Below are 23,663 nucleotides of genomic sequence, written 5' to 3' on the forward strand. Positions count from 1 at the left end.
TAATAAGGTGATCTCTATGTTTACGTCCGGCATGAAAATAGCTTTCTGCGTAACGTTATTCTCTGCGATGGCTCAGGCAGAACCGTCGATCTCGGTTTCCGGAAATGTGGTTGCCAGCCCCTGTACGGTCGATACCGACACGGTGAATAAAACCGTAGAGTTGGGCAGTCTGCAACGTCGGGACCTGCAAATGGCAGGGGAAGGCGGGGAGTGGCAGAACTTTGACCTGCTGTTAACGAACTGTCCGGCCGGAACAACCAGGGTGACAGCCACGCTTAGCGGAACGCCCGACTCCGACGACGCCACCGCCTGGAAAAACAGCGGCACCAGCGAAAAGATCGCGCTACGTATCGCCAGTCGCGACCATAGCCAGACAATTGCGCCGGGCGATTCGCTGGATCAAAACGTCATTATCAGCACGCGTTCAGCTTCATTCCCGCTGTCGGCCAGAATGTTCACGCCTCAGGGCAGCGCAACCGCCGGTACGTTCCAGGCGGTAATGAACGTTGATTTTACCTGGCAGTAGTCTGCTCCCCGGCGGGAATATTTATTTTAAAGGTGCCTATGTCTTATCAATTACCCTTTGAAAACGCGGTCCACGGAATACGCTTTCAACCGATCTATTCCGTTGCAGAAAAAATGATTATCGCCTGGGAGATTTTAAGTTTACTGCAACCCGGTATTAACCATGAACAGTACTTTGCTTCGCAATCCCAGCAATCCTGCCTGAATATTCTATGCTGGCAGTTGCAGATTATTTATAGAATGAATAACCGGAAACGCTATTATTTAAATGTTCCCGCCCGACTACTCTGCTCTTCACAGGCTGTAGAATACCTCCTCCCCTGGTTGCGGGTGGGTATCGCTCTTGAAGTGCAGGATCCGCAAGAATTTATTTCTCTGTCAGTATCAGAACGCCAGTACTTTAACGCACACGTCAGGATGGTCAAATCTATGGGCGCAGAGCTTTGGTTGGATGATATTTTGCCTGACCATTTTAGCTATTTAGATGATGAACTTATTCGATTCGACGGCGTTAAGATTGATAAAAGCATCGTGCTACAAGAATCCTCCTCCTTAAGCCAGTTTATCAGTCACTGTGCCCAATACGTTTCGTCTGTACTGGTGGAGGGAGTGGAAAATAGTCGACATTTTGACATTGCGAAAGATGGTGGAAGCCATTACCTTCAGGGATTTATGTGGCCTGAAGAGCAATATTTTATCCGCTATACGCCGAATTTATAATGTTAAAAATTTTAATTAACGAGTCCGATTTGATGTTTCACTACGGCATGAAATATTTTCTGAGTGACTTTTTTGGTCAGCATTTTATGCGAACCCCGGAATTTTTTACTGACTATACTCACGAAAATATTGCTAACGCTGATGTCATTATTCTTTCTCTGCGTAATGGTGAACGCTATACCTGTATTCCGGGGCTGAAAATGAGGCGTCAGGGCATAATTATTGGGTTGGTGGATGACATTGATACGTGCAAAAGGTCGCCCGCTTGCTTTGAAGATATGATCTTTATCCAGCGCCGGGAATCACTGAGTAGCATCACCCAGAAATTCACTATTGCCTGGAAAAATTGGTTAATGCGTGAGGCTTTTCCCTGTCATAAAACGTGCCAGGGGTGTAATAATTTTAAATTATCTTTTCAACAGCGCGAGATTATGGTCAGATTATATCAGGGACGTTCGGTGCAGGAGGTCGCGACAAGCTTGCATATCAGCTATAAAACAGTAGCTTCACATAAATACAATGTAATGCGTAAATTCAGTCTGAAAAACGATCACGAGCTATTCCGCTTTTTAAGTATGCTGAGTCAAAAAAACGAAACCCGATTATCCCTGTAAGGCTCGCCACAAAAGCGTATTGATTGAAAAAATGCCCGGCGGCGCAAGCTTGCCGGGCCGACAAAACCGTAGGCCTGATAAGCGTGGCGCTATCAGGCGTTATTCACAGGGCTGGTTAAACCCGGCTACCCCACAGGTCATACTCGTCCGCGTTTTCAACTTTCACGCGAATAATATCACCCGGCTTAACGTTGGTTTCGCCGTTCAGGTATACCGCGCCGTCGATTTCCGGGGCGTCCGCCATGCTGCGGCCAATCGCGCCTTCTTCGTCCACTTCGTCAACGATCACCATGATCTCGCGGCCCACTTTCTCCTGCAGGCGTTCAGCAGAGATCTGCTGCTGAAGCTGCATGAAGCGGTTCCAGCGCTCTTCTTTTACCTCTTCCGGCACCTGGTCCGCCAGCTCGTTGGCGGTTGCGCCTTCTACCGGGCTGTACTTGAAGCAGCCGACGCGGTCCAGACGCGCTTCCTTCAGGAAGTCGAGCAGCATCTGGAAATCTTCTTCGGTTTCACCCGGGAAGCCGACGATGAAGGTGGAACGTAGGGTCAGGTCAGGGCAGATTTCACGCCACTGCTTGATGCGCGCCAGCTGGCGATCAACGGAGCCAGGACGTTTCATCAGCTTCAGAATACGCGGGCTGGCGTGCTGCAGCGGAATATCCAGATACGGCAGAATTTTGCCTTCCGCCATCAGCGGGATCACGTCGTCAACGTGCGGGTAAGGATAGACGTAGTGCAGACGCGTCCAGATACCGAGTTTAGACAGCTGCTCGCACAGGCCGACCATGCTGGTTTTCACCGGCTCGCCGTTGTAGAAGCCGGAGCGGTGTTTGACGTCCACGCCGTAGGCCGAGGTGTCCTGGGAGATGACCAGCAGCTCCTTCACGCCCGCGTCAGCCAGACGTTTGGCTTCCGCCAGCACTTCGCCAATCGGACGGCTCACCAGATCGCCACGCATGGACGGGATGATGCAGAAGGTGCAGCGATGGTTGCAGCCCTCGGAAATTTTCAGGTACGCGTAGTGGCGCGGCGTCAGCTTCACGCCCTGTTCCGGCACCAGGCTCAGGAACGGGTTGTGCTTGGGTTTTGGCACGTAGTGATGAACATGTTCCAGCACCTGCTCGTAGCTGTGCGGGCCGGTGATCTCCAGCACCTTCGGATGCACTTCGCGGATCTGATCCACTTTCGCGCCCAGGCAGCCGGTGACAATGACTTTGCCGTTTTCGGTCAGGGCTTCACCGATGGCTTCCAGAGACTCCTGAACCGCACTGTCGATAAAGCCGCAGGTGTTGACGATCACCATATCGGCATTGTCGTAGCTTGGCACCACGTCATAGCCTTCGGTACGAAGTTCGGTCAGGATGCGTTCGGAATCCACCAGGTTTTTAGGGCAGCCCAGGGAGACGAAGCCGATTTTCGGCTGGTGCGTAACATTGCTCATAGGTTAAAAATTCATCAATTATGGAGTTATCAGGGCGGGATTTTACAGCGTATCGCGGGGGATTTATACACTCTTTGCAAGGCGGATGCGCCGGGCGGACGTTGTAACATTGTAAATAATGTTAATCAGTTAATAAAAATTGATCCCAGGCATTAAACTGTACAAAAAATGTACTTATCCTGACTATGCACCATGGCTGACAGAGGAGGAAAGAGCATGACCGTTGACAGACTAAAACGCGATCTGCTGAACAAGCTGATCAACGCCCGAATCGACCTGGCCGCGTACCTGCAGTTGAGGAAGGCAAAAGGGTATATGTCAGTCAGCGAAAGCGAACATCTGCGTGATAACCTGTTTGAACTTTGCAATTTCATGCGTGAAAAAGCACCGACCCTGAAAGCGAAATACGGTGAAAGCGAGCTGATAGCGCTGCGCCGCGCCGCTGAGGTGCTCTCCATCGCAGGGGTGTGTCTGATGAACGGACGCCACGACTGCCCGAATTTTATCGCTGTTAACGCGGAGAAGCTTGAAAACTGCCTGACCACGCTCTCTCTATGCATCATGTGTCTGAACGAGCACGAGAAGCTTGAACAACACTGATCCCGGGGGAGGCAACTCCCCCTTCTGATTAAGCTTTTGTAAAAGTGGTAACGCCCCCGGACGCAGTGGCTAACCTTTATGCCATATGCCTATAAAGGAGCGCGTTATGCATCGATCCTCGCTGATTTTCCTGCCTGCGTTGTTATTCCCCTTTTCGCTGCTTGCTGCGCCCGAGGCGGTCAGGGTCGAGGTGCTGCAAAACAGACTCGATCACCCCTGGTCCCTGGCGTTCCTGCCGGACAACCAAGGGCTGCTGGTGACCCTCAGGGGCGGTCAGCTCAAACGCTGGCAGGCCGGAAAAGGGCTTTCCGATCCGATTGTCGGGGTACCGAAGGTCTGGGCAAACGGCCAGGGAGGATTGCTGGACGTGGTTCTCGCGCCGGATTTTAAACAATCGCGCCGCATCTGGCTCAGCTACGCCGAAGCTGGGAATGACGGCAAAGCCGGCACGGCGGTGGGCTATGGCCGGTTAAGCGACGACTATACGCGCATTGAGGCTTTCCAGGTGGTGTTCCGCCAGATGCCGAAACTCTCTACCGGTAACCATTTTGGTGGGCGACTGGTGTTCGACGGCAAAGGCTCTCTCTTTATCGGACTCGGCGAGAACAACCAGCGGCCCACGGCGCAGGACCTTGACAAATTACAGGGTAAAGTGGTGCGCCTCACCGAAGACGGCAAAGTGCCGCCGGATAACCCCTTTGTGCATACTCCGGGCGCGCGGCCTGAAATCTGGTCCTACGGTATTCGCAACCCGCAGGGGATGGCGATGAACCCCTGGAGCGACACGCTGTGGCTGAACGAGCACGGCCCGCGCGGCGGGGATGAGATTAATATTCCGGAGAAAGGGAAAAACTACGGCTGGCCGCTGGCGACACACGGCATTAACTACAGCGGGTTGAAAATTCCGGAAGCCAAAGGCGAGCACGTTGAGGGAACCGAAAAACCGCTGTTCGTCTGGAAAGTGTCACCCGCCGTGAGCGGCATGGCGTTTTACAACAGAGACGTTTTCCCGCAGTGGAAAAACAAGCTGTTTATCGGCGCGCTGAAGGAGAAGGACGTGATCGTGCTGAGCGTGGAGGGTAACAAGGTGACGGAGGACGGGCGCATTCTGGGCGACCGGGATCAACGTATTCGCGATGTGCGGGTGGGGCCGGATGGGTATCTGTACGTCCTGACGGATGAGACGGACGGGCAGCTGTTGAAAGTCAGCCCGTCCGGCGCGTAATCAGGTTACCGGGATCATCACGACGTTACGGTACGCCGGGCGCTCGCTCAGCTGGTTAAGCCAGCGCTCCAGGTGAGGGCGCGGCGTCCACTTCAGGCCCATGTTGGTGAGGTTCCAGACGAACGGCGCCACGGCGATATCGCCTGTGCCGAACGCGTCACCGGAGAACCAGGCGTGCTTCGCCAGCTCGTCATCCATCATCGCAAACAGATTTTCGCAGGCATCCTGCGCGGCATGAATGGCGGGATAGTCACGTTCGGCTTCCGGCGTGCGGATAAGCCCCATCAGGATCACGCGGTGGGTGGGTGAAAGCGTCTGGTTCGCCCAGTCCATCCACTTTTCGCCCTGGGCACGGCGGGCCGGGTTTTCGACCCACAGACGACCTTGCCCGTACTGCGCGGCCAGGTAACGGACAATGGTGTTGGATTCCCAAAGCGTGGCGTCTGTTTCATCATCGCGCAGCAGCGGCACCAGGCCGTTCGGGTTCATGGCCAGATAGTCGGCCTCTTTATTCACGCCAAACGATAGCCCGGCCATGATTTGATTGAACGGTAAATCCAGCTCTTCCAGCGTCCAGAGCACTTTCTTCACGTTGGTCGAATTATTCCTGCCCCACAGCGTAATCATATTTACTCCCGATGAGATGTGAATCCGAGTCAGCTTTTCGCCATGGTGAGATAAACCTAACAATTACGCAACAGAAGACAAAAAAAACGCCTTAATCAAAGCGTATCTGAATGTTATTGCATAAACTTTAATAACTTTACCCTGGTTGGGTTTCTTTAACCGTTTTAGTGCGCTATTACTCATCGCTTCTTGCGACACGGTGATGTGACGTAATTTTTGAATGGACACTCGGGTGGCATTTATGACGCGAAAAATGACTTCTCTGCGCAGCCTGGCGGCAGGCTCTGCGCTTCTTTTCCTGTTTGCACCAACTCTCTACGCAGCTGAGCAGGCTGCGCCAGAAGCGCCGCCTGTCGATGCGCGCGCCTGGATCCTGATGGACTACTCCAGCGGTAAAGTGCTGGCGGAAGGCAACGCGGATGAGAAACTCGACCCGGCAAGCCTGACCAAAATCATGACCAGCTATGTGGTAGGCCAGGCGTTAAAAGCGGGCAAGATCAAGCTTGACGATATGGTCACCATTGGAAAGGACGCCTGGGCGACCGGCAACCCGGCGCTGCGCGGGTCATCGGTGATGTTCCTGAAGCCGGGCGATCAGGTTTCCGTATCGGATTTAAATAAAGGGGTGATTATCCAGTCCGGCAACGACGCCTGTATCGCGCTGGCGGATTACGTCGCGGGCAGTCAGGATTCATTTATCGGCCTGATGAATGGCTACGCGCAAAAGCTGGGCCTGACCAACACCACCTTTAAAACCGTTCACGGCCTGGATGCCCCGGGCCAGTTCAGCACCGCGCGCGACATGGCGCTGCTGGGAAAAGCGCTTATTCACGACGTGCCGGATGAATACGCCATCCACAAAGAGAAAGAGTTTACCTTCAATAAAATCCGCCAGCCGAACCGCAACCGCCTGCTGTGGAGCAGCAACGTCAACGTGGACGGGATGAAAACCGGCACCACGGCCGGCGCGGGTTACAACCTGGTGGCCTCCGCGACGCAGGGCGATATGCGCCTGATCTCGGTAGTGCTGGGGACCAAAACCGACCGCATCCGTTTTAACGAATCAGAAAAGCTCCTGACCTGGGGATTCCGCTTCTATGAAACCGTGACGCCGATTAAACCGGATGCCACGTTCGTCAGCCAGCGCGTCTGGTTTGGTGACAAGAGCGAAGTAAATCTGGGCGCGGGTGAAGCGGGCTCGGTGACCATTCCGCGCGGCCAGCTGAAAAACCTGAAGGCCAGCTACACCCTGACCGATCCGCAGCTCACCGCGCCGCTGAAAAAAGGCCAGGTCGTCGGGACGATTGATTTCCAGCTTAACGGTAAGTCGATTGAACAGCGTCCGCTGATCGTGATGGAAGCGGTAGAAGAGGGCGGCTTCTTCAGCCGGATGTGGGACTTCGTGATGATGAAATTCCACGGATGGTTTGGCAGCTGGTTTAGCTAAACCTTATGGGTTTTCTCCCTCTCCCTGTGGGAGAGGGCCGGGGTGAGGGCATCAGGCCGCACCCCTCTCAATACATCAACTTCACCTGCTGCGCCTTCGCATGCGCCACAATGTCGTCATCCGGACGGCAATCGCTAACGATGGCATCAAATTGCGCCAGCTCGCCCATTCTCGCCGAACGCACCTTGCCAAACTTGCTGTGGTCAACCACCAGCACATGGTACTGCGCCGCGCTTAGCGCCCAGTGCTTCACCGGCAGCTCTTCCAGGTTAAAGCAGGTCGCGCCCTGACGCACGTTCACGCCCGCGGCGGAATAAAACGCGATATCCGGACATAAATTGCTGAGTGTGTCCTGGAGGTTAAGCGGCTTAAAGATCGCGTTGCTGGCGTGAAACTCACCGCCGCAGAGGATCACCCGGCACTCGGGTTTCTCCTGAAGCGCCAGAAAGGTATTCAGGGAGTAGCACACGGCGGTAAAGGGAATGCTGCTGTCAATGGCTTCGATAATCCACGGCGTGGTGGTTCCGCAGTCAAAAAACAGCGTCTGGTGCGGCTGTACCAGCGAAGCCGCAAGCCGCGCGGCTTTGCGCTTCTCTTCAACCAGGCGCGTCTTCTGGTCGCTGATCAGATAATGGCTGGCGCTGCGCGGTTCAAGCACAATATACCCGCCCAGCAGCACGACGGGCGCGCTGTCGCTGTTCAGATCCCGACGAATGGTCATCTCTGAGACGCCGAGGAGGTTGGCGGCTTCCTTAAGATGCAGCTTATCGCTGCGCTTCAGCGCCTGTAGCAGCTGAGCAATGCGGTCATCGCGACGTGTTTCCATAGTTCCTCGGGATAAAAAAGTGAACCCCCGCAGGGCGGGGGTTCAAGTGTAACCTGTCAGGTCGGGGTTAGTCACGTATCCAGCCTTTGCGGATCGGGATAGCGAAAATGGCGCGATAGAGGGTAGAGAGCCCGCGGTAGAGCGCTTCACCGAAGAGACTCCACAGAATCGCCGCGCTCACGCAGCCAATCAGCCCCACCAGGAAACCGCCTACCATATCCAGCGGCCAGTGGACGCCCAGGTAAACGCGAGACCAGGCGATGGCCACGGCGACCACCATCAGCACCGCACCCGACCACAGGCGATGCCAGAACAGGAAGGCCAGCGCGAAGGTAAAGATAACCGTACCGTGATCGCTCGGGAAAGAGTCATCCGGCGCGTGGTGCAGGAAGGTATAGCCGACGTGATCGACAAAAGGACGATCGTGCGGGAAGGCGTGACCCAGAATGTAGCTCAGCAGTACGCTAACTCCGAGCGCCATCGCCACTTTGATCACCAGCTGGCGCTGCGCTTTCACCTGGCTACGGGGTCCCCACAGCCAGAGGATGGCTGCCAGCACAGGCACGATGCTGATCAGATCTTTCGCCAGAAAGGTGGCAAAGTCGATTGTCCACTCGGGCGAGGCCGGCGTGGCGTTGATCAGATAAAACAGCTGATAATTCAGACTCTCTAACATAGCGTTATCACTCTTTAGCAAACCGGGTGGAAATAAGGCCATAGACCACCACCTGGGAAAACCAGACCCACCACCCAGCCCACAGGTTGTGAGAGAAAAAATGTGCCCCGCGCATGACCTGGCCGTAACCCATCGCCAGACCTAACACCACGCCCAGCGCGACGAAGCACCAGGCAAGACGCGGACGCTCGCGCCAGAAGGCAAAAAATAGCCCCATCACCATAAAGCCGCTCGAGGCATGACCGCCCGGGAAACAGCGCCCCGGACCGCTGTCCGCAGGGACGGAACTGAACAGGGGATAAGACATAGCTTTCCCGCCATATTCCACCAGATCCCACGGGCAGCTGTGATGGCTCACGCTTTTCAAAATGCCCACCACCAGCGCGCCAACGCCCATCAGCAGCGCCGCGGTGACCAGCCTTGCGTTACGCTTGTATGCACCGTAAAACAGCGCCACAGCACCCAAGGCGATGGCGACGTATTTCGCCAGGCGATGGTTCAGCAGATCCAGCAGGTGGTCTTTCTGCAGCGGGAAGCTCTGCGTCGCCGCGTCGTACCAAAAGCCGGTTATCCATCTGTCGAGCGCTTCATCGCGCGATAGCCACGTAAACACCACGGCAAGCGCTATCAGCACGAAAAGCTGATAACCATAAAAGCGGGACGGTAAGCGGTAAAGTCGTTTTGTCTTATTTGTCTGTAAGTTAGACAATTCTGAACGGCTGGAGGTGAGTGCCATAATTTGGGGTCGTTGACGAGTAATCGGGGTATCATAAATCTGTCAACTTAAGGAAACCTTAAACGAAGACGATATGTGCTTTATTTCTGTTTATCCTCGATAATTCACTATCTCGGGCTGCCGCATTTCATTAAACTCGTCGCGATTTTGTCATTATAAAGAGATTGCATGTTAAACCGTTCTTCTTCTGGTTCACGTCTGGGTCGTCAGGCGTTGCTTTTCCCTCTGTGTCTGGTGCTCTACGAATTCTCAACCTATATCGGCAACGATATGATCCAGCCCGGTATGCTGACCGTCGTGGCGCAGTACAACGCGGGAATCGAGTGGGTTCCGACCTCCATGACCGCCTATCTGGCAGGCGGCATGTTTTTGCAGTGGCTGTTAGGCCCGCTGTCGGATCGCATTGGCCGTCGTCCGGTGATGCTGACGGGCGTGGTGTGGTTCATCGTGACCTGTCTCGCCACGCTGCTGGCGCAAAATATAGAGCAATTTACCCTGCTGCGTTTCCTGCAGGGGGTGAGCCTGTGCTTTATCGGTGCCGTGGGGTATGCCGCCATTCAGGAGTCGTTTGAAGAGGCGGTATGCATCAAAATTACCGCGCTGATGGCGAACGTGGCGCTGATCGCTCCGCTGCTGGGGCCGCTGGTGGGGGCCGCGTGGGTGCACGTTGCGCCCTGGGAAGGGATGTTCGTGCTTTTTGCGGTTCTCGCCGCTATCGCCTACTTTGGCCTGCACCGCGCGATGCCGGAAACGGCCACCCGCATCGGCGAGAAACTCTCGCTGAAAGAACTGGGGCGGGATTATAAAGAAGTGCTGAAAAATGGCCGCTTTGTGGCGGGGGCGCTGGCGACAGGGTTCGTTAGCCTGCCGCTGCTGGCGTGGATTGCCCAGTCACCGGTCATTATCATCAGCGGTGAAAAGCTCAGCAGCTACGAATACGGCCTGCTGCAGGTGCCGATTTTTGGCGCGCTGATTATCGGTAACCTGGTGCTGGCGCGTCTGACGTCACGCCGCACCGTGCGTTCTCTGATTATCATGGGCGGCTGGCCGATTGCGGCAGGGCTGATTCTGGCTGCAGTAGCGACCGTCGCGTCATCCCATGCCTATCTGTGGATGACGGCGGGGTTGAGCATTTACGCCTTCGGCATCGGCGTGGCGAACGCCGGGCTGGTGCGCCTGACGCTGTTTGCCAGCGAGATGAGTAAAGGTACGGTGTCAGCGGCGATGGGGATGCTGCAGATGCTGATTTTTACCGTCGGTATCGAGGTGAGCAAGCATGCTTACGCGATGGGCGGCAACGGTCTGTTCAGCCTGTTTAACCTCGCCAACGGCGCGCTGTGGGTTGGCCTGATGGTGGTGTTCCTGAAAGACAAGCGCGTCGGAAACGCCCTGCAACCTTGATCTCTTTTCCCTCTCCCTTTTGGGGAGAGGGCACCAGAACGCACAGAGTCAATTAAACGGCGCCTCTCCATCCAGCACCTTCTCAATTACATCCAGTACGCCTTCGTCGTTATTGTGCGGCGCTTCAAAACGCGCTACCGCTTTGATATGCGGTCTGGCATTCGCCATCGCAAAGCTGAACCCTGACTGGCGCAGCATCTCCACGTCGTTGCCGCTGTCACCGAAGGCCACCACTTCGCTGTCGTCTATGCCCCAGCGCTGTTGCAGGATCCGCAGGCCGTTGGCTTTATGCACGCCGGGGATGATGAGGTCGATGCTGCCGTGACCGGTCGTGACGGGCACCATGATGTCACTGAGCTTTTCGTGAAGAAGCGCCTGAATACGCGGGATTTCCTCGTCAGACACGTTGAGCCCGAACTTGAAGAAAATATCGTTCAGGTTGTCGAAGTCGCTGACCATTTCGAGGCGGTGGTAGTACTTCGCCGCGATATCCTTAAAGCCCTCGTCATAGCATTTCAGCGTGTACGCGCTGCTTTTTCCGCAGGCGATGATCTCAATCCCCGGCACGTCGCTTAACACGTTCGCGACGGTGTCGAAATGGGCTTTCGACAGTTCACCGTTAAAGACGTCCTCACCTTCGCTCACGACCCAGCCGCCGTTTTCGGCGACGAACGCGATTTCATGCGCAATCTCCGGGAAAAAGGAGATGAGCTGGTAGTACTGGTTGCCGCTGGCAACCACGAAGCGAATGCCTTGCGCCTTCATCCGGGCGTACTGCGCCAGAAAGCGCGGGCGATTGTAGGTCTTGGCATCGCTCAGGAAAGTACCATCCATGTCGACGGCGATCAGTTTAACGCTCATATCCCTTCTCCAGTGTCGTTTGATTCGTTTCCGGCTTTGCTACCGCACGCGCCACCAGCGCCGCGATGATGACCAGCCCTAACACCACCAGCATGGCGCTGCGCAGCCCGTAATGCTCACCGAGGAAGCCGAGCAGCGGCGGCCCGACCAGGAAGGCGAGATAGCCCGTGGTCGCCACCACGCTGACGCGCGTCGGGGCATCCGGGCCGGTGTCGCTGGCGGCCGAAATGGTCAGCGGGAAGCCGAGCGACGCGCCCAGTCCCCAGAGGATCACCGAGACGCCGGCAATCCAGTCCACATCCACAAAGATGATCATCGCGATGCCCAGGCCGCCGAGCAGGGCGCTGGCGCGCACTACCGCCACGCGGCTGTAGCGGTCGATAAACCAGCCGCCGGTGAAGCGCCCGACGGTCATCCCCAGCGTAAACCCGGCGTAAATCAGCGAGCCGGAGGTCGGGCTAAAGCCGTGGCCGTCCACCATCAGCAGCGGCAGCCAGTCGTTGGCGGACCCTTCCGCGAACGCCATTGCCAGCACCACCACGCCGATCAGCATCAGCTGGAAATCGCGGTAGAAGGGCAGCCCTTTTTCGGCCGAATGCTGTTCGTCAGCGGAGTTTTTGCCGGTACCGTCCGGGATCGCCCGGATGCCGGTCAGAATCGGAATGATGCACACCAGCGCCGCCAGCAGGATATGCAGATTGGCGCTCACGCCAGTGGCCGTCAGCGCCATCCCCACGCCGGCACCGGCCAGCGTGCCGAGGCTATAAAAGCCGTGCATCATTGGCAGCACGGTTTTGTTCATCTCGCGCTCGACCGCCGCCCCTTCAACGTTGATGGCAACTTCTGCCGAGCCGAAGCTGCCGCCAAATACCGTCAGCCCCAGGGCGAATAGCAGCGGCGAGGCACACCACAGCGCGGCGCTCAGCACGAACATCCCGACCACCGCGAAGCACATGGTGGTGCGGATCACCGCTCGCGTACCGAAGCGCTTCACCAGCCACGCGGAGCAGAGGATGCCGCTCATTGAGCCTATCGACAGGCCGAACAGCACGATGCCCATCTCAGCGGTAGAGACGGACAAAATATCGCGAATGGCGGGCGTACGCGTGGCCCAGGAGGCCATCAGCAGGCCGGGAATAAAGAAGAACATAAACAGCGCCCACAGGCGTAGCTGCAGGGCTTTACGGGGAGAGGTCAGCGTCATTGGGGTAGCACCAGAAGTACAACAATAGCGACAACACTAGCAAGTTTGTGTACATTTGTACACAAACCACGTGAGGAATTTATGAGCAGACCACCGAACGATCCGCATCGCCGGGAGAAGATCCTGCAGGCAACGCTCGATACCATCGCTGAGCACGGTATTCACGCCGTCACGCACCGTAAAATCGCCACCTGCGCGGGCGTGCCGCTGGGGTCGATGACCTACTATTTCGACGGCATGGAGCCGCTGCTGGAGGAGGCCTTCACGTGGTTTACCCGGCAGATGTCGCAGCAGTACCGGGATTTCTTTGCGGGCGTTACCGGGCCGGAAATGGCGTGCGAATCCATCACCACGCTGATCCACAGCTCGCAGGTGACCACGCCGCACAACATGGCGCTGATGTATCAGCTTTACGCCTTTATGCACCGCAGCGCGGCGCTTAAAACGGTGATGCAGGACTGGATGAAGATGAGCCAGGCCACGCTGGAGCAGTGGTTCGACCCGGTCACCACCCGCGCGCTGGACGCGTTTATCGAAGGGATGACGCTGCACTACGTGACCGACCGGGCGCCCTTAACCCGCGAAGAGATCCGGGCGATGGTGGGGAGGATTGCGGGCGAGGGCGGTCGTTAGGCACCCCCGTGCCCCAGACAGACCTACTTGCGGCCGATGGGTTTCCCACTGGCGTCCACGACGGCTTCGCCATCCTCTTTCGTAAACGCCCCTCTTTGCGCGTCCGGCAGGATGTCGAGGACGACTTCAGACGGGCGGCACAGGCGCGTGCCCAGCGGCGTCACCACGATAGGGCGGTTAATCAGGATTGGGTGCTGAAACATAAAATCGATAAGCTGGTCGTCGGTGAACTTATCTTCGACAAGGCCGAGCTGTTCATAGGGCTCCACGTTTTTACGCAGTAGCCCCCGCGCTGAAATGCCCATATCGGCAATCAGGGTGGTCAGCGTATCGCGCGACGGCGGGGTTTCCAGATAAAGAACGATCTCTGGCTCCGCGCCGCTGTTGCGGATCATCTCCAGCGTGTTGCGCGAGGTGCCGCAGGCCGGGTTGTGGTAAATGGTGATGTGGCTCATATCAGTGGCTCATTACAGTGTGAAGGAGAGACGGAGCGCCAGCGCGGCGAGCGTCACAAACAGGACCGGCAGCGTCATCATGATGCCCGTCCGGAAATAGTAGCCCCAGGTAATCGTCATGTTTTTCTGCGCCAGCACGTGGAGCCAGAGCAGGGTGGCGAGGCTGCCGATGGGCGTGATTTTCGGCCCCAGATCGCAGCCAATCACGTTGGCGTAAATCATCGCGTCCTTGATCAGTCCCGAAGCCGTGCTGCCCTCAATGGAGAGCGCGCCAATCAGCACCGTGGGCATATTGTTCATTATGGATGACAGGAACGCGGTGATGAACCCGGTTCCCAGCGTGGTGGCCCACAGCCCGTGTCCGGCCAGGCTATCCAGTACGCCTGAGAGAAACTCCGTCAGCCCGGCATTGCGCAGGCCGTAAACCACCAGATACATCCCCAGCGAGAAGATAACGATCTGCCACGGAGCGCCGCGCAGCACTTTCCTTGTGTTTATCGCATGTCCGCGCTTTGCGACAGCGAATAAAATCAGCGCGCCGATGGTCGCAATGGCGCTGACCGGAATGCCGAGAGGTTCAAGCACGAAGAAGCCGACGAGAAGAAGCAGCAGCACGATCCAGCCCGTTCTGAACGTCGGGTGGTCGTGAATGGCCCGAGCGGGCTCACGGAGTTTTGCCAGGTCATATTCCGGGGGGATTTCCTTGCGAAAGAACAGATGCAGCATCACCAGCGTTGCGGCAATCGCGGCGACATCAACCGGGATCATCACCGAGGCGTATTCGCTGAACCCCAGCTTAAAGAAGTCTGCCGATACGATGTTGACCAGGTTCGATACAATCAGCGGCAGGCTGGCGGTATCGGCGATAAAGCCTGCCGCCATCACAAACGCCAGCGTGGCCTGCTTGCTGAACCCCAGCGCCAGCAGCATGGCGATAACGATAGGGGTCAGGATTAGCGCCGCGCCGTCATTGGCAAACAGCGCCGCCACGGCTGCGCCCAGCAGCACGATGTAAGTAAACAGCAATCGCCCGCGACCGTCTCCCCAGCGGGCGACGTGCAGAGCCGCCCACTCGAAAAAACCGGACTCATCCAGCAGCAGGCTGATGATGATGACGGCAATGAACGTTGCCGTGGCGTTCCAGACGATATTCCACACGACCGGAATATCGCTAATGTGAATCACGCCGCTGGCCAGCGCCAGCACGGCGCCGATGGTGGCGCTCCAGCCGATACTGAGCCCTTTGGGCTGCCAGATGACCAGTACCAGCGTAAACAGAAAAATAGCCCCTGCCAGAAACATCTTCTACTCCATTATATCTGTTTTAGTGAATGTGTTTTTCCTGGCACGATCCCGGAAGTCGGTTTTTCAGCTTCAGGCGCGTCTCTTCCCGCAGGCAGTTCCAGCCGGTATCGATAACGGTTGCCGCCCACGCAGGCATGTTCGGGGACAAACGGTAATAGACCCACTTCCCCTCACGACGGTCGATAACCAGCCCGGACTCGCGCAGCAGGGCCATATGGCGGGAGACTTTCGGCTGAGATTCGGCGGTGGCGGAGCAGAGATCGCAGACGCACAGCTCACCGGCTTCGCGGAGCAGCATGACGATGGCGAGCCGCGTTTCGTCGGAGAGGGTTTTGAAGAGCTGAAGGGGGTGGAGCATAGGAGTTCCTGCAGGGGTGATTTTTATATACGTTTAATCATATGTGTTTTAGTGGCAAGAGAGAAGGTGAAATTTGAGGGCGGGGAATTTCAGGCAACAAAAAACCCATCAACCTTGAACCAAAACGGCGGGGTTGATGGGCTCCACAAATTGGGGACATCAAAGAAAAGCAGTGGCACTAGTTATGACTGCCCCCTGATAAAAAAGTTCTGCACGTAACGAAAATTTTTTCAACCACGCGCAAACTTAGGAGTTATCCGAGTCCCGGCCAGATGATGATGATTAGCGTACCCGCCAGCGTCAGCAGTACGTTCGCGATGGCGTACGTGCCCGCATACCCCAGCGCCGGGATGTTGCTGCGCGCGGTGTCGCTGATGATTTCCATGGCCGGCGCACAGGTGCGCGCCCCCATCATCGCCCCGAAGAGCAGGGCGCGGTTCATGCGCAGCACGTAGGCACCGAACAGGAAGCAAATAACGACCGGTACCAGGCTGACGATAAGTCCGGAAACCAACATCTGCCAGCCGACGGCACCGAGGCTGTGGCCAATGCCGCTGCCCGCGCTTAAGCCAACGCCCGCCATAAAGACCATCAGACCGAACTCTTTCACCATGTTCAGCGCGCCCTGCGGAATGTAGCCGAAGGTTGGGTGGTTCGCTCGCAGGAAGCCCAGCATGATCCCGGCGAACAGCAGCCCGGCGGCGTTACCGATGCCGAAGCTAAAGTTGCTGAACTGGAAGGTGATCATCCCGATCATCAGGCCAACAATAAAGAAGGCGCAGAAGGCCAGCAGGTCGGTAACCTGGCTGTGGATGGAGATAAAGCCGATGCGGTCAGCAACGGTTTTCACGCGTCGTGCGTCGCCGCTCACCTGCAAAACGTCACCTTTGTTGAGCACGACGTTGTCGTCGATCGGCATTTCAATCTGGCTGCGGATCACGCGGTTGAGGAAGCAGCCGTGGTCGGTCAGCTTCAGCTGCGCCAGACGGCGGCCAACGGCGTTATGGTTTTTCACCACGATCTCTTCGGTGACGATGCGCATGTCGAGCAGGTCGCGGTCGAACACCTCTTTGCCGTTACGGAAGCTCGGGTCAAGACGGGCGTGGGCGTCCGGGTAACCGACCAGCGCAATGTCGTCGCCCATCTGCAGCACCGCGTCGCCGTCCGGATTCGCCAGAATGCCGTTGCGGCGGATACGTTCGATGTAGCAGCCCGTCTGGCGGTAAATCCCCAGCTCGCGCAGGTTTTTGCCGTCTGCCCATGCCACCAGCTCGGGTCCGACGCGGTAAGCGCGGATCACCGGGAGATAGACTTTACGTTTGGAATCGGTATCCAGGCCGCGCTCGCGGGCGATTTGCTGGGCGCTGGTCTGCAGATCCTGATGCTGCAGTTTTGGCAGGTAGCGCGCGCCGACAATCAGGCTCACCAGACCAATCAGATAGGTCAGGGCATAGCCCAGGCTCAGGTGGTCGAGGGCGGTCGAGAGCTGCGCGCCGGCCATGCCGGAATGGCGCAGGGTATCACCGGCCCCCACCAGTACGGGGGTGGAGGTCATGGAGCCAGCCAGCATACCGGCCGTTAACCCGATATCCCAGCCAAACAGTTTGCCCAGTCCTAACGCAATCAGCAGCGCGCTGCCGACCATCACCAGCGCCAGCATCAGATAATTTTTGCCGTCGCGGAAGAAAATTGAAAAAAAGTTCGGCCCCGCTTCCACGCCAACGCAAAAAATAAACAGCATAAAACCTAAGTTGAGCGCGTCCGTGTTAATGCTGAAGTGCTGCTGGCCTAATAATAAGGAGACGACTAAAACGCCAATGGAATTACCAAGTTGAACTGAACCCAGGCGCAATTTACCCAGGCAAAGACCCAGCGCCAGTACCACAAATAATAACAGGATGTAATTCCCATTTAACAAGTCTGCGACGTTTATATTCACGGAGGCTAACTTCTTGTTTACCAGTAAGTTGTTGAATGAAAGGACTTTTTGGGCTACTGTTTTCTGGGTCAGGGAAAGGCGTTAACGCTCCCTGTTTCCTGCTTTATTCCCTAAAACATTAGCTGGCGTGTAGTTTAATCGCATTAGCTACTGACAGCCACTTATTATCGCATCACCCTGTGTGTGCTTTGGCAAGGATTGCCGCATTGCTTTATCTGACTGGGCGTCTACCCGACGAATGTGTATTTGATAGAGATAAGTCAGGAGGATAGTTTGAACATTAAACGAAACTGGGCGGGGGTGATCAGCTGCTTTTTGCTGTTCACGGTCGTATGCATGTCGCTCGCTTTTAATGTGAAGGGGGCATTCAGGGCGTCCGGCCATCCGGAACTGGGTTTGCTCTTTTTCACGCTGCCGGGGGCTGCGGCCAGTTTTCTCTCGCGTAAAGGAGAGGTGATCAAACCTCTACTTGGGGCCATGCTGGCAGCACCGCTGTGCCTGCTGATGATGCGACTGATGTATGTCCCGACAAGAAGTCTGTGGCAGGAGCTGGCGTGGTTACTGAGCGGGGTGTTCTGGTGTGCGCTGGGGGCGCTTTGCTATCTGTTTGTGCGCAGCCTGCTGCACCGGCGCAAACATCCGCAATAAAAACGCCCTCGCGGTGAGGGCGTCTTCGCATTACTGAGCGGCAAACAGGCCCAGGTTTTCTTTGGCGTAGGCTTCAAAGTCAGTGCAGCCGCCAATGTGTTTCTGATCGAGGAAGATCTGAGGTACGGTTTCAACCGGCTTGCCGACGGTTTTTTCGAGATCCGCTTTGGTGATGCCTTCCGCGTGGATATCCACGTAGCGGAAGTTGAAGTCATCGCGCTCTTCGGTCAGTTTCTCAGCCAGCTCTTTCGCGCGCACACAGTAAGGGCACCCTGGACGACCAAAAATTACTGCAAACATTTCTCTCTCCTCAAAAAACAAGCCTGACGGCGAATAGCACATATAGTGCCCGATAACCTGCCGTCATTAAAGAAGGTTTCGCCTGTCGCATTGATACAGTAAGGCTATGTTTCGCCAATTACACCGCGCAAATCATTGCCTATACTGGCTGCCATACGGTTTAAGCAAGACAAAGAGAGACAAGATGACGCCAACCATAGACCTGCTCACATCCCACCGTTCCATTCGCCACTTCACCGATGAGCCGATAACCGAGGCGCAGCGTGCCGCGATTATTGACAGCGCAAGGGCGACCTCCAGCTCCAGCTTCCTGCAGTGCAGCTCCATTATCCGCATTACCGACCCGGCCATGCGCGAGCAGCTGGTCACGCTGACCGGCGGGCAAAAGCACGTGGCCCAGGCCGCGGAGTTCTGGGTGTTCTGCGCCGACTTTAACCGCCACCTGCAGATCTGCCCGGAGGCCGAGCTGGGTCTGGCCGAACAGCTGCTGCTGGGCGTGGTGGATACCGCGCTGATGGCGCAAAACGCCTTTACGGCGGCGGAGTCGCTGGGGTTAGGCGGCGTTTACATTGGTGGCCTGCGTAACAACATTGAAAGCGTCACCGAGCTGCTGAAGCTGCCAAAACATGTGCTGCCGCTTTTTGGCCTGTGCCTCGGCTGGCCGGCGGATAACCCGGATCTGAAGCCGCGCATTCCTGCCGCCATGCTGGTGCATGAAAACCACTACCAGCCGGTCGACCAGGAGGTGCTGAATCACTATGACGACGAGCTGGCGAACTACTACATGACGCGCGGCAGCAATAACCGTCGCGATACCTGGACTGACCATATTCGCCGCACCATCATTAAAGAAAATCGCCCGTTTATTCTCGATTATCTGCACAAACAGGGTTGGGCGACGCGATAGTCCATTTATCCTGCGCCTGCCTGCGTATATGATACGCAGGCTTTTTCCATGTCTTTAGCGAGGTGCAGGGTGAAAATTGCCATATTGTCCCGGGATGGAACGCTCTATTCATGTAAGCGCCTGCGAGAAGCGGCGGCGAAACGCGGGCATCAGGTTGAGATCCTCGACCCGATGTCCTGCTATATGAACATCGACCCGGCCGCCTCGTCGATCCACTACAAAGGCCGCAAGCTGCCGCACTTTGATGCGGTGATCCCCCGCATCGGCTCGCAGATAACCTATTACGGCACCGCCGCGCTGCGCCAGTTTGAAATGCTGGGCAGCTATCCGCTCAATGAGTCCGTCGCCATTTCCCGCGCCCGCGACAAGCTGCGCTCGCTGCAGCTGCTGGCCCGTCAGGGGATCGATCTCCCCGTCACGGGGATTGCCCATTCGCCGGACGACACCAGCGATCTCATCGACATGGTGGGCGGGGCACCGTTAGTGATCAAACTGGTGGAAGGCACGCAGGGCATTGGCGTGGTGCTGGCGGAAACGCGGCAGGCGGCGGAAAGCGTGATTGATGCCTTCCGGGGGCTGAATGCCCATATTCTGGTGCAGGAGTACATCGAAGAGGCGAAAGGATGCGACATTCGCTGCTTCGTGGTCGGTAACGAAGTGGTGGCGGCCATTGAGCGCCAGGCAAAAGAGGGCGACTTCCGCTCCAACCTTCACCGCGGCGGCGTGGCGCGGGTCGCCAGTATCAGCGATCGGGAGCGGGAGATTGCCGTAAAAGCGGCGCAAACGCTGGGGCTGGACGTGGCGGGCGTAGACCTTCTGAGGGCGACGCGCGGGCCGCTGGTCATGGAGGTAAATGCCTCGCCGGGGCTGGAAGGCGTGGAAAAAACCACCGGGGTCGATATCGCGGGTAAAATGATCGCATGGATCGAGCGTCATGCCACCCCGGGTTACTGTCTTAAAACGGGTGGTTAAATGGATTACAGCGCACTTTTTAAGTACCCTATGCAAAGTTTTTACTAGAGAGGCTGCACAGCGATGGATTTACAGGTCGTACCAACACTGGATACGTTACGTCAATGGCTCGATGATGCCGGTATTACGTTCTTTGAATGTGATTCCTGCCAGGCGCTGCATCTGCCTCATATGCAGAATTTCGACGGTATTTTTGATGCCAAAATCGATCTCATTAACGACGTGATCCTTTTCTCCGCGCTGGCCGAAGTGAAGCCGTCGGCGCTGCTGGCGCTGGCCTCCGACCTGTCAGCGATCAACGCCAGTTCTTTGACGGTGAAAGCATTTCTCGACATACAGGATGATAATCTGCCAAAACTGGTCGTTTGCCAGTCTTTATTCTCCGGGGCAGGGCTGTCGTTCAAGCAGTTCGCCTGGTTTATGCGCTTGAGCGAAGAGCAAATTTCGATGGTTATGATGGAAGCCAACGCGCATCATCTGCTGTATAGCGCAGAAGATGATGCAGAGAATAATGATGCATCTCCCAATTTTCTTCACTAAGCCTGTCTGACTTTTGCGCAGTCGCTGCCATAGCGGCTGCAGAAGGCCATTTTTTCTGCTGCCTTTAACCTTCCTTTAAAGAATTTTTCACCTCCCTGAAGGCCGTTTCGGCTTATCACGTAGACATTACCTGCATAAAAAATTGATAAAAGGCGTTTTTTCGGCCGGGCTATAGCCGGAGACACGGGCTACAGTTATTCTTGCGATGCTTAAAAAAGCGAGCGGAAGCTGCCGGGTAAAGAGCTTTCTTTTTATTTCGGGCAGAGCGACAAACTATGCATGATTATTGCATATCTTCAGATTGCACAGTTTTAGTTCGTTTGTTAACGAGCTTTCAGAAGGAATAACGATATGATCGCCTTGAATAAAAAATGGTTATCGGGTCTGGTTGCGGGTGCTCTGATGGCCGTCTCTGCCGGCACGCTCGCTGCGGAACAAAAAACGCTGCACGTTTACAACTGGTCTGACTATATTGCGCCGGACACGGTCGCGAATTTTGAAAAAGAGACCGGCATTAAAGTGGTCTACGACGTTTTCGACTCCAACGAAGTGCTGGAAGGAAAACTGATGGCGGGCAGCACCGGGTTTGACCTCGTGGTGCCTTCCGCAAGCTTCCTCGAGCGTCAGCTGACGGCAGGCGTTTTCCAGCCTCTGGACAAGAGCAAGTTACCGAACTGGAAAAATCTCGATCCCGAAGTTCTGAAGCTGGTGGCCAAGCACGACCCGGACAACAAATACGCGATGCCTTATCTGTGGGCGACCACCGGTATCGGCTTTAACGTCGACAAAGTGAAAGCGGCGCTGGGTCCGGACGTCAAGCTGGACAGCTGGGACGTGGTGCTGAAGCCGGAAAACCTTGCGAAGCTGAAAAGCTGCGGCGTCTCTTTCCTCGATGCGCCGGAGGAGATTTTCGCCACCGTGCTGAACTACCTGGGCAAAGATCCGAACAGCAGCAAGGCCGATGACTACACCGGCCCGGCGACCGATCTGCTGCTGAAGCTGCGTCCAAATATTCGCTATTTCCACTCTTCACAGTACATCAACGACCTGGCAAACGGCGACATCTGCGTTGCAATCGGCTGGGCAGGTGACGTGTGGCAGGCGGCTAACCGCGCGAAAGAGGCGAAAAACGGCGTGAACGTCTCTTACTTCATTCCAAAAGAGGGAGCGCTGGCGTTCTTCGACGTCTTCGCGATGCCTGCTGATGCGAAGAACAAAGACGAAGCCTATCAGTTCCTCAACTATCTGATGCGTCCGGACGTGATTGCCCACATCAGCGACCACGTTTACTACGCGAACGGTAACAAGGCCTCGGTGCCGCTGGTGAGCGAAGAGATCCGCAATAACCCGGCGATTTATCCACCGGCAGACGTGTTTGCCAAGCTGTTCACCCTGAAAGTTCAGGATCCCAAAATTGACCGCGTGCGTACCCGCGCGTGGACCAAGGTGAAGAGCGGTAAATAAGTTACCGTGAGTCGTAGGCCGGGCAAGCGTTAGCGACCCCGGCAACAGGCGCACCGTTCTGGTGCGCCTGCACCAGTTTTGATCTCTACCGGAGAACACCCCGTGAATGACGCGATCCCCCGCCCGCAGGCGAAAGTCCGTAAAGCGCTGACCCCGCTGCTTGAAATTCGTAACCTCACCAAATCTTTTGATGGCCAGCATGCCGTGGACGACGTCAGCCTGACTATCTACAAAGGCGAAATTTTTGCCCTTCTTGGGGCATCTGGCTGCGGTAAATCGACCCTGCTGCGCATGCTGGCCGGTTTTGAACAGCCCACGGCCGGGCAGATTATGCTTGATGGCGTGGATCTCTCCAGCGTGCCGCCGTATCAGCGCCCCATTAACATGATGTTCCAGTCCTACGCGCTGTTCCCGCACATGACGGTGGAGCAGAACATCGCCTTTGGACTGAAGCAGGACAAGCTGCCGAAGGCCGAAATTACCGCGCGCGTGGCCGAAATGCTGAGCCTGGTGCACATGCAGGAGTTCGCGAAGCGTAAGCCGCACCAGCTCTCTGGCGGCCAGCGTCAGCGCGTGGCGCTGGCCCGCAGTCTTGCAAAACGTCCGAAATTATTGCTGCTCGACGAACCGATGGGCGCGCTGGATAAAAAACTGCGCGACCGCATGCAGCTCGAAGTGGTGGATATCCTCGAGCGCGTGGGCGTGACCTGCGTGATGGTCACCCACGATCAGGAAGAAGCGATGACCATGGCCGGACGAATCGCGATCATGAACCGCGGCAAGTTCGTGCAGATCGGCGAGCCGGAGGAGATTTATGAGCACCCGACCACCCGCTACAGCGCGGAGTTCATCGGCTCGGTTAACGTCTTTGAAGGGCTGCTGAAAGATCGTCAGGAGGATGGTCTGGTCATCGAATCGCCGGGGCTGCAGCATCCGCTGAAGGTCGATCCGGATAACTCCGTGGTGGATAACGTGCCGGTCTACGTGGCGCTGCGTCCAGAGAAGATCATGCTGTGTGACGATCCGCCTGCCGATGGCTACAACTTTGCCGTGGGCGAAGTTGTCCACATTGCCTATCTGGGCGATCTGTCCATCTACCACGTTCGCCTGAAAAGCGGGCAGATGCTCAGCGCGCAGCTACAGAACGAACATCGCTATCGCAAGGGCCAGCCGACATGGGGCGACGAAGTGCGCCTGTGCTGGGATGCTGACAGTTGCGTTGTGCTGACGGTATAAGGA

Annotated in this window: 26 protein-coding genes; 14 read left to right on the plus strand and 12 right to left on the minus strand. The window is 56.4% G+C overall.

Annotation, left to right across the window (positions count from 1 at the left end):
• Positions 1-16: 16 nt before the first annotated feature.
• The 3 genes from M2433_RS07575 to M2433_RS07585 are packed head-to-tail and all read left to right on the plus strand — an operon-like array spanning position 17 to position 1,859.
• A complete protein-coding gene (locus M2433_RS07575; protein ID WP_429053281.1) occupies positions 17-526 on the plus strand; it encodes a fimbrial protein in 510 nt (169 codons plus the stop codon).
• A gap of 38 nt (positions 527-564) precedes the next feature.
• Positions 565-1,245 (plus strand): EAL domain-containing protein, encoded by a 681-nt coding sequence (locus M2433_RS07580; RefSeq protein ID WP_429053280.1) that lies wholly within the window; start codon positions 565-567, stop codon positions 1,243-1,245.
• Complete coding sequence (locus tag M2433_RS07585) at positions 1,245-1,859, plus strand: response regulator transcription factor (protein WP_429053279.1); 615 nt, start codon at positions 1,245-1,247, stop codon at positions 1,857-1,859. Before M2433_RS07580 ends, M2433_RS07585 begins: the two co-directional genes overlap by 1 nt.
• A 115-nt stretch (positions 1,860-1,974) precedes the next feature.
• Here the strand turns inward: M2433_RS07585 and rimO are convergent, their stop codons facing one another.
• The gene (gene rimO / locus M2433_RS07590) at positions 1,975-3,300 is read right to left on the minus strand and encodes a 30S ribosomal protein S12 methylthiotransferase RimO (protein ID WP_429053278.1); all 1,326 of its coding nucleotides are present in this window, start codon (positions 3,298-3,300) and stop codon (positions 1,975-1,977) included.
• A 216-nt stretch (positions 3,301-3,516) separates the two neighbouring features.
• On the opposite strand from rimO, the gene bssR reads away from it, so the two are divergent.
• The gene (bssR, locus tag M2433_RS07595; protein WP_023310914.1) at positions 3,517-3,900 is read left to right on the plus strand and encodes a biofilm formation regulator BssR; all 384 of its coding nucleotides are present in this window, start codon (positions 3,517-3,519) and stop codon (positions 3,898-3,900) included.
• Positions 3,901-4,006: 106 nt separating this feature from the next.
• Positions 4,007-5,125 carry a PQQ-dependent sugar dehydrogenase gene (locus M2433_RS07600; protein ID WP_429053277.1) on the plus strand — a complete coding sequence of 373 codons (1,119 nt, stop codon included), beginning with the start codon at positions 4,007-4,009 and terminating at the stop codon, positions 5,123-5,125.
• Here M2433_RS07600 and M2433_RS07605 read toward each other — a convergent pair whose 3' ends face one another.
• Positions 5,126-5,752: a glutathione S-transferase family protein gene (locus M2433_RS07605; protein WP_429053276.1), complete on the minus strand. Its 627-nt coding sequence runs from the start codon at positions 5,750-5,752 to the stop codon at positions 5,126-5,128.
• Between the two features lie 241 nt (positions 5,753-5,993).
• Here M2433_RS07605 and dacC point away from each other — a divergent pair, with 241 nt between their 5' ends.
• The gene (gene dacC / locus M2433_RS07610; protein WP_045890490.1) at positions 5,994-7,199 is read left to right on the plus strand and encodes a serine-type D-Ala-D-Ala carboxypeptidase; all 1,206 of its coding nucleotides are present in this window, start codon (positions 5,994-5,996) and stop codon (positions 7,197-7,199) included.
• A gap of 67 nt (positions 7,200-7,266) precedes the next feature.
• On the opposite strand, the gene deoR is transcribed toward dacC, so the two are convergent.
• The 3 genes from deoR to M2433_RS07625 all read right to left on the minus strand — a co-directional run bounded on the left by deoR (position 7,267) and on the right by M2433_RS07625 (position 9,437).
• The gene (gene deoR / locus M2433_RS07615) at positions 7,267-8,025 is read right to left on the minus strand and encodes a DNA-binding transcriptional repressor DeoR (RefSeq protein WP_429053275.1); all 759 of its coding nucleotides are present in this window, start codon (positions 8,023-8,025) and stop codon (positions 7,267-7,269) included.
• Between the two features lie 67 nt (positions 8,026-8,092).
• Positions 8,093-8,701, minus strand: a complete 609-nt coding sequence (gene ybjG / locus M2433_RS07620; protein ID WP_429053273.1) for an undecaprenyl-diphosphate phosphatase — start codon at positions 8,699-8,701, stop codon at positions 8,093-8,095.
• Between the two features lie 7 nt (positions 8,702-8,708).
• Positions 8,709-9,437 carry a phosphatase PAP2 family protein gene (locus M2433_RS07625; protein ID WP_063431145.1) on the minus strand — a complete coding sequence of 243 codons (729 nt, stop codon included), beginning with the start codon at positions 9,435-9,437 and terminating at the stop codon, positions 8,709-8,711.
• A 168-nt stretch (positions 9,438-9,605) separates the two neighbouring features.
• On the opposite strand from M2433_RS07625, the gene M2433_RS07630 reads away from it, so the two are divergent.
• A complete protein-coding gene (locus tag M2433_RS07630; RefSeq protein WP_429053272.1) occupies positions 9,606-10,838 on the plus strand; it encodes an MFS transporter in 1,233 nt (410 codons plus the stop codon).
• A gap of 48 nt (positions 10,839-10,886) precedes the next feature.
• Here the strand turns inward: M2433_RS07630 and M2433_RS07635 are convergent, their stop codons facing one another.
• Together M2433_RS07635 and M2433_RS07640 are read right to left on the minus strand one after the other, a co-directional pair.
• Positions 10,887-11,699, minus strand: coding sequence for a Cof-type HAD-IIB family hydrolase (locus M2433_RS07635; protein ID WP_429053271.1), 813 nt, complete (start codon positions 11,697-11,699; stop codon positions 10,887-10,889).
• On the minus strand, positions 11,689-12,903 hold the full coding sequence (locus M2433_RS07640; protein ID WP_429053270.1) for an MFS transporter: 1,215 nt from the start codon (positions 12,901-12,903) through the stop codon (positions 11,689-11,691). Before M2433_RS07640 ends, M2433_RS07635 begins: the two co-directional genes overlap by 11 nt.
• 81 nt (positions 12,904-12,984) lie before the next feature.
• Here M2433_RS07640 and M2433_RS07645 point away from each other — a divergent pair, with 81 nt between their 5' ends.
• Positions 12,985-13,536, plus strand: coding sequence for a TetR/AcrR family transcriptional regulator (locus M2433_RS07645; RefSeq protein ID WP_429053268.1), 552 nt, complete (start codon positions 12,985-12,987; stop codon positions 13,534-13,536).
• A gap of 23 nt (positions 13,537-13,559) precedes the next feature.
• On the opposite strand, the gene arsC is transcribed toward M2433_RS07645, so the two are convergent.
• The 4 genes from arsC to M2433_RS07665 all read right to left on the minus strand — a co-directional run bounded on the left by arsC (position 13,560) and on the right by M2433_RS07665 (position 17,593).
• Entirely contained in the window at positions 13,560-13,991 is a 432-nt protein-coding gene (gene arsC / locus M2433_RS07650) for a glutaredoxin-dependent arsenate reductase (RefSeq protein WP_429053266.1), read from the minus strand.
• A gap of 12 nt (positions 13,992-14,003) precedes the next feature.
• A complete protein-coding gene (locus M2433_RS07655) occupies positions 14,004-15,293 on the minus strand; it encodes an arsenic transporter (RefSeq protein WP_429053264.1) in 1,290 nt (429 codons plus the stop codon).
• 22 nt (positions 15,294-15,315) lie between these two features.
• The gene (locus tag M2433_RS07660; RefSeq protein WP_429053263.1) at positions 15,316-15,654 is read right to left on the minus strand and encodes a metalloregulator ArsR/SmtB family transcription factor; all 339 of its coding nucleotides are present in this window, start codon (positions 15,652-15,654) and stop codon (positions 15,316-15,318) included.
• Between the two features lie 253 nt (positions 15,655-15,907).
• Complete coding sequence (locus tag M2433_RS07665) at positions 15,908-17,593, minus strand: aspartate:alanine antiporter (RefSeq protein WP_014169303.1); 1,686 nt, start codon at positions 17,591-17,593, stop codon at positions 15,908-15,910.
• Between the two features lie 273 nt (positions 17,594-17,866).
• Here M2433_RS07665 and M2433_RS07670 point away from each other — a divergent pair, with 273 nt between their 5' ends.
• Positions 17,867-18,241 (plus strand): inner membrane protein YbjM, encoded by a 375-nt coding sequence (locus M2433_RS07670; RefSeq protein ID WP_429053262.1) that lies wholly within the window; start codon positions 17,867-17,869, stop codon positions 18,239-18,241.
• A gap of 30 nt (positions 18,242-18,271) precedes the next feature.
• Here the strand turns inward: M2433_RS07670 and M2433_RS07675 are convergent, their stop codons facing one another.
• Entirely contained in the window at positions 18,272-18,541 is a 270-nt protein-coding gene (locus M2433_RS07675) for a GrxA family glutaredoxin (protein WP_010429050.1), read from the minus strand.
• A gap of 184 nt (positions 18,542-18,725) precedes the next feature.
• Here M2433_RS07675 and nfsA point away from each other — a divergent pair, with 184 nt between their 5' ends.
• The 5 genes from nfsA to potG all read left to right on the plus strand — a co-directional run bounded on the left by nfsA (position 18,726) and on the right by potG (position 23,660).
• A complete protein-coding gene (gene nfsA, locus M2433_RS07680) occupies positions 18,726-19,448 on the plus strand; it encodes a nitroreductase NfsA (protein WP_429053261.1) in 723 nt (240 codons plus the stop codon).
• Between the two features lie 69 nt (positions 19,449-19,517).
• Positions 19,518-20,420, plus strand: coding sequence for a 30S ribosomal protein S6--L-glutamate ligase (gene rimK, locus M2433_RS07685; protein WP_429053260.1), 903 nt, complete (start codon positions 19,518-19,520; stop codon positions 20,418-20,420).
• Between the two features lie 63 nt (positions 20,421-20,483).
• On the plus strand, positions 20,484-20,960 hold the full coding sequence (locus tag M2433_RS07690; protein WP_003858385.1) for a YbjN domain-containing protein: 477 nt from the start codon (positions 20,484-20,486) through the stop codon (positions 20,958-20,960).
• Positions 20,961-21,311: 351 nt separating this feature from the next.
• Positions 21,312-22,424, plus strand: coding sequence for a spermidine/putrescine ABC transporter substrate-binding protein PotF (gene potF, locus M2433_RS07695; protein WP_047346966.1), 1,113 nt, complete (start codon positions 21,312-21,314; stop codon positions 22,422-22,424).
• A gap of 102 nt (positions 22,425-22,526) precedes the next feature.
• Positions 22,527-23,660, plus strand: coding sequence for a putrescine ABC transporter ATP-binding subunit PotG (gene potG / locus M2433_RS07700; protein ID WP_048339039.1), 1,134 nt, complete (start codon positions 22,527-22,529; stop codon positions 23,658-23,660).
• The last annotated feature ends 3 nt before the right edge of the window (positions 23,661-23,663 follow it).

Source organism: Enterobacter sp. AC1 (assembly GCF_050434705.1).
GTDB classification, from domain to species: domain Bacteria; phylum Pseudomonadota; class Gammaproteobacteria; order Enterobacterales; family Enterobacteriaceae; genus Enterobacter; species Enterobacter cloacae_L.

What these genes read in the sequence shown, in the direction of transcription:
- M2433_RS07575 (WP_429053281.1), top strand. Translation starts at nt 17, where the DNA reads ATGTTTACGTCCGGCATGAAAATAGCTTTCTGCGTAACGTTATTCTCT.
- M2433_RS07580 (WP_429053280.1), top strand. Translation starts at nt 565, where the DNA reads ATGTCTTATCAATTACCCTTTGAAAACGCGGTCCACGGAATACGCTTT.
- M2433_RS07585 (WP_429053279.1), top strand. Translation starts at nt 1,245, where the DNA reads ATGTTAAAAATTTTAATTAACGAGTCCGATTTGATGTTTCACTACGGC.
- rimO (WP_429053278.1), bottom strand. Translation starts at nt 3,300, where the DNA reads ATGAGCAATGTTACGCACCAGCCGAAAATCGGCTTCGTCTCCCTGGGC.
- bssR (WP_023310914.1), top strand. Translation starts at nt 3,517, where the DNA reads ATGACCGTTGACAGACTAAAACGCGATCTGCTGAACAAGCTGATCAAC.
- M2433_RS07600 (WP_429053277.1), top strand. Translation starts at nt 4,007, where the DNA reads ATGCATCGATCCTCGCTGATTTTCCTGCCTGCGTTGTTATTCCCCTTT.
- M2433_RS07605 (WP_429053276.1), bottom strand. Translation starts at nt 5,752, where the DNA reads ATGATTACGCTGTGGGGCAGGAATAATTCGACCAACGTGAAGAAAGTG.
- dacC (WP_045890490.1), top strand. Translation starts at nt 5,994, where the DNA reads ATGACGCGAAAAATGACTTCTCTGCGCAGCCTGGCGGCAGGCTCTGCG.
- deoR (WP_429053275.1), bottom strand. Translation starts at nt 8,025, where the DNA reads ATGGAAACACGTCGCGATGACCGCATTGCTCAGCTGCTACAGGCGCTG.
- ybjG (WP_429053273.1), bottom strand. Translation starts at nt 8,701, where the DNA reads ATGTTAGAGAGTCTGAATTATCAGCTGTTTTATCTGATCAACGCCACG.
- M2433_RS07625 (WP_063431145.1), bottom strand. Translation starts at nt 9,437, where the DNA reads ATGGCACTCACCTCCAGCCGTTCAGAATTGTCTAACTTACAGACAAAT.
- M2433_RS07630 (WP_429053272.1), top strand. Translation starts at nt 9,606, where the DNA reads ATGTTAAACCGTTCTTCTTCTGGTTCACGTCTGGGTCGTCAGGCGTTG.
- M2433_RS07635 (WP_429053271.1), bottom strand. Translation starts at nt 11,699, where the DNA reads ATGAGCGTTAAACTGATCGCCGTCGACATGGATGGTACTTTCCTGAGC.
- M2433_RS07640 (WP_429053270.1), bottom strand. Translation starts at nt 12,903, where the DNA reads ATGACGCTGACCTCTCCCCGTAAAGCCCTGCAGCTACGCCTGTGGGCG.
- M2433_RS07645 (WP_429053268.1), top strand. Translation starts at nt 12,985, where the DNA reads ATGAGCAGACCACCGAACGATCCGCATCGCCGGGAGAAGATCCTGCAG.
- arsC (WP_429053266.1), bottom strand. Translation starts at nt 13,991, where the DNA reads ATGAGCCACATCACCATTTACCACAACCCGGCCTGCGGCACCTCGCGC.
- M2433_RS07655 (WP_429053264.1), bottom strand. Translation starts at nt 15,293, where the DNA reads ATGTTTCTGGCAGGGGCTATTTTTCTGTTTACGCTGGTACTGGTCATC.
- M2433_RS07660 (WP_429053263.1), bottom strand. Translation starts at nt 15,654, where the DNA reads ATGCTCCACCCCCTTCAGCTCTTCAAAACCCTCTCCGACGAAACGCGG.
- M2433_RS07675 (WP_010429050.1), bottom strand. Translation starts at nt 18,541, where the DNA reads ATGTTTGCAGTAATTTTTGGTCGTCCAGGGTGCCCTTACTGTGTGCGC.
- nfsA (WP_429053261.1), top strand. Translation starts at nt 18,726, where the DNA reads ATGACGCCAACCATAGACCTGCTCACATCCCACCGTTCCATTCGCCAC.
- M2433_RS07690 (WP_003858385.1), top strand. Translation starts at nt 20,484, where the DNA reads ATGGATTTACAGGTCGTACCAACACTGGATACGTTACGTCAATGGCTC.
- potF (WP_047346966.1), top strand. Translation starts at nt 21,312, where the DNA reads ATGATCGCCTTGAATAAAAAATGGTTATCGGGTCTGGTTGCGGGTGCT.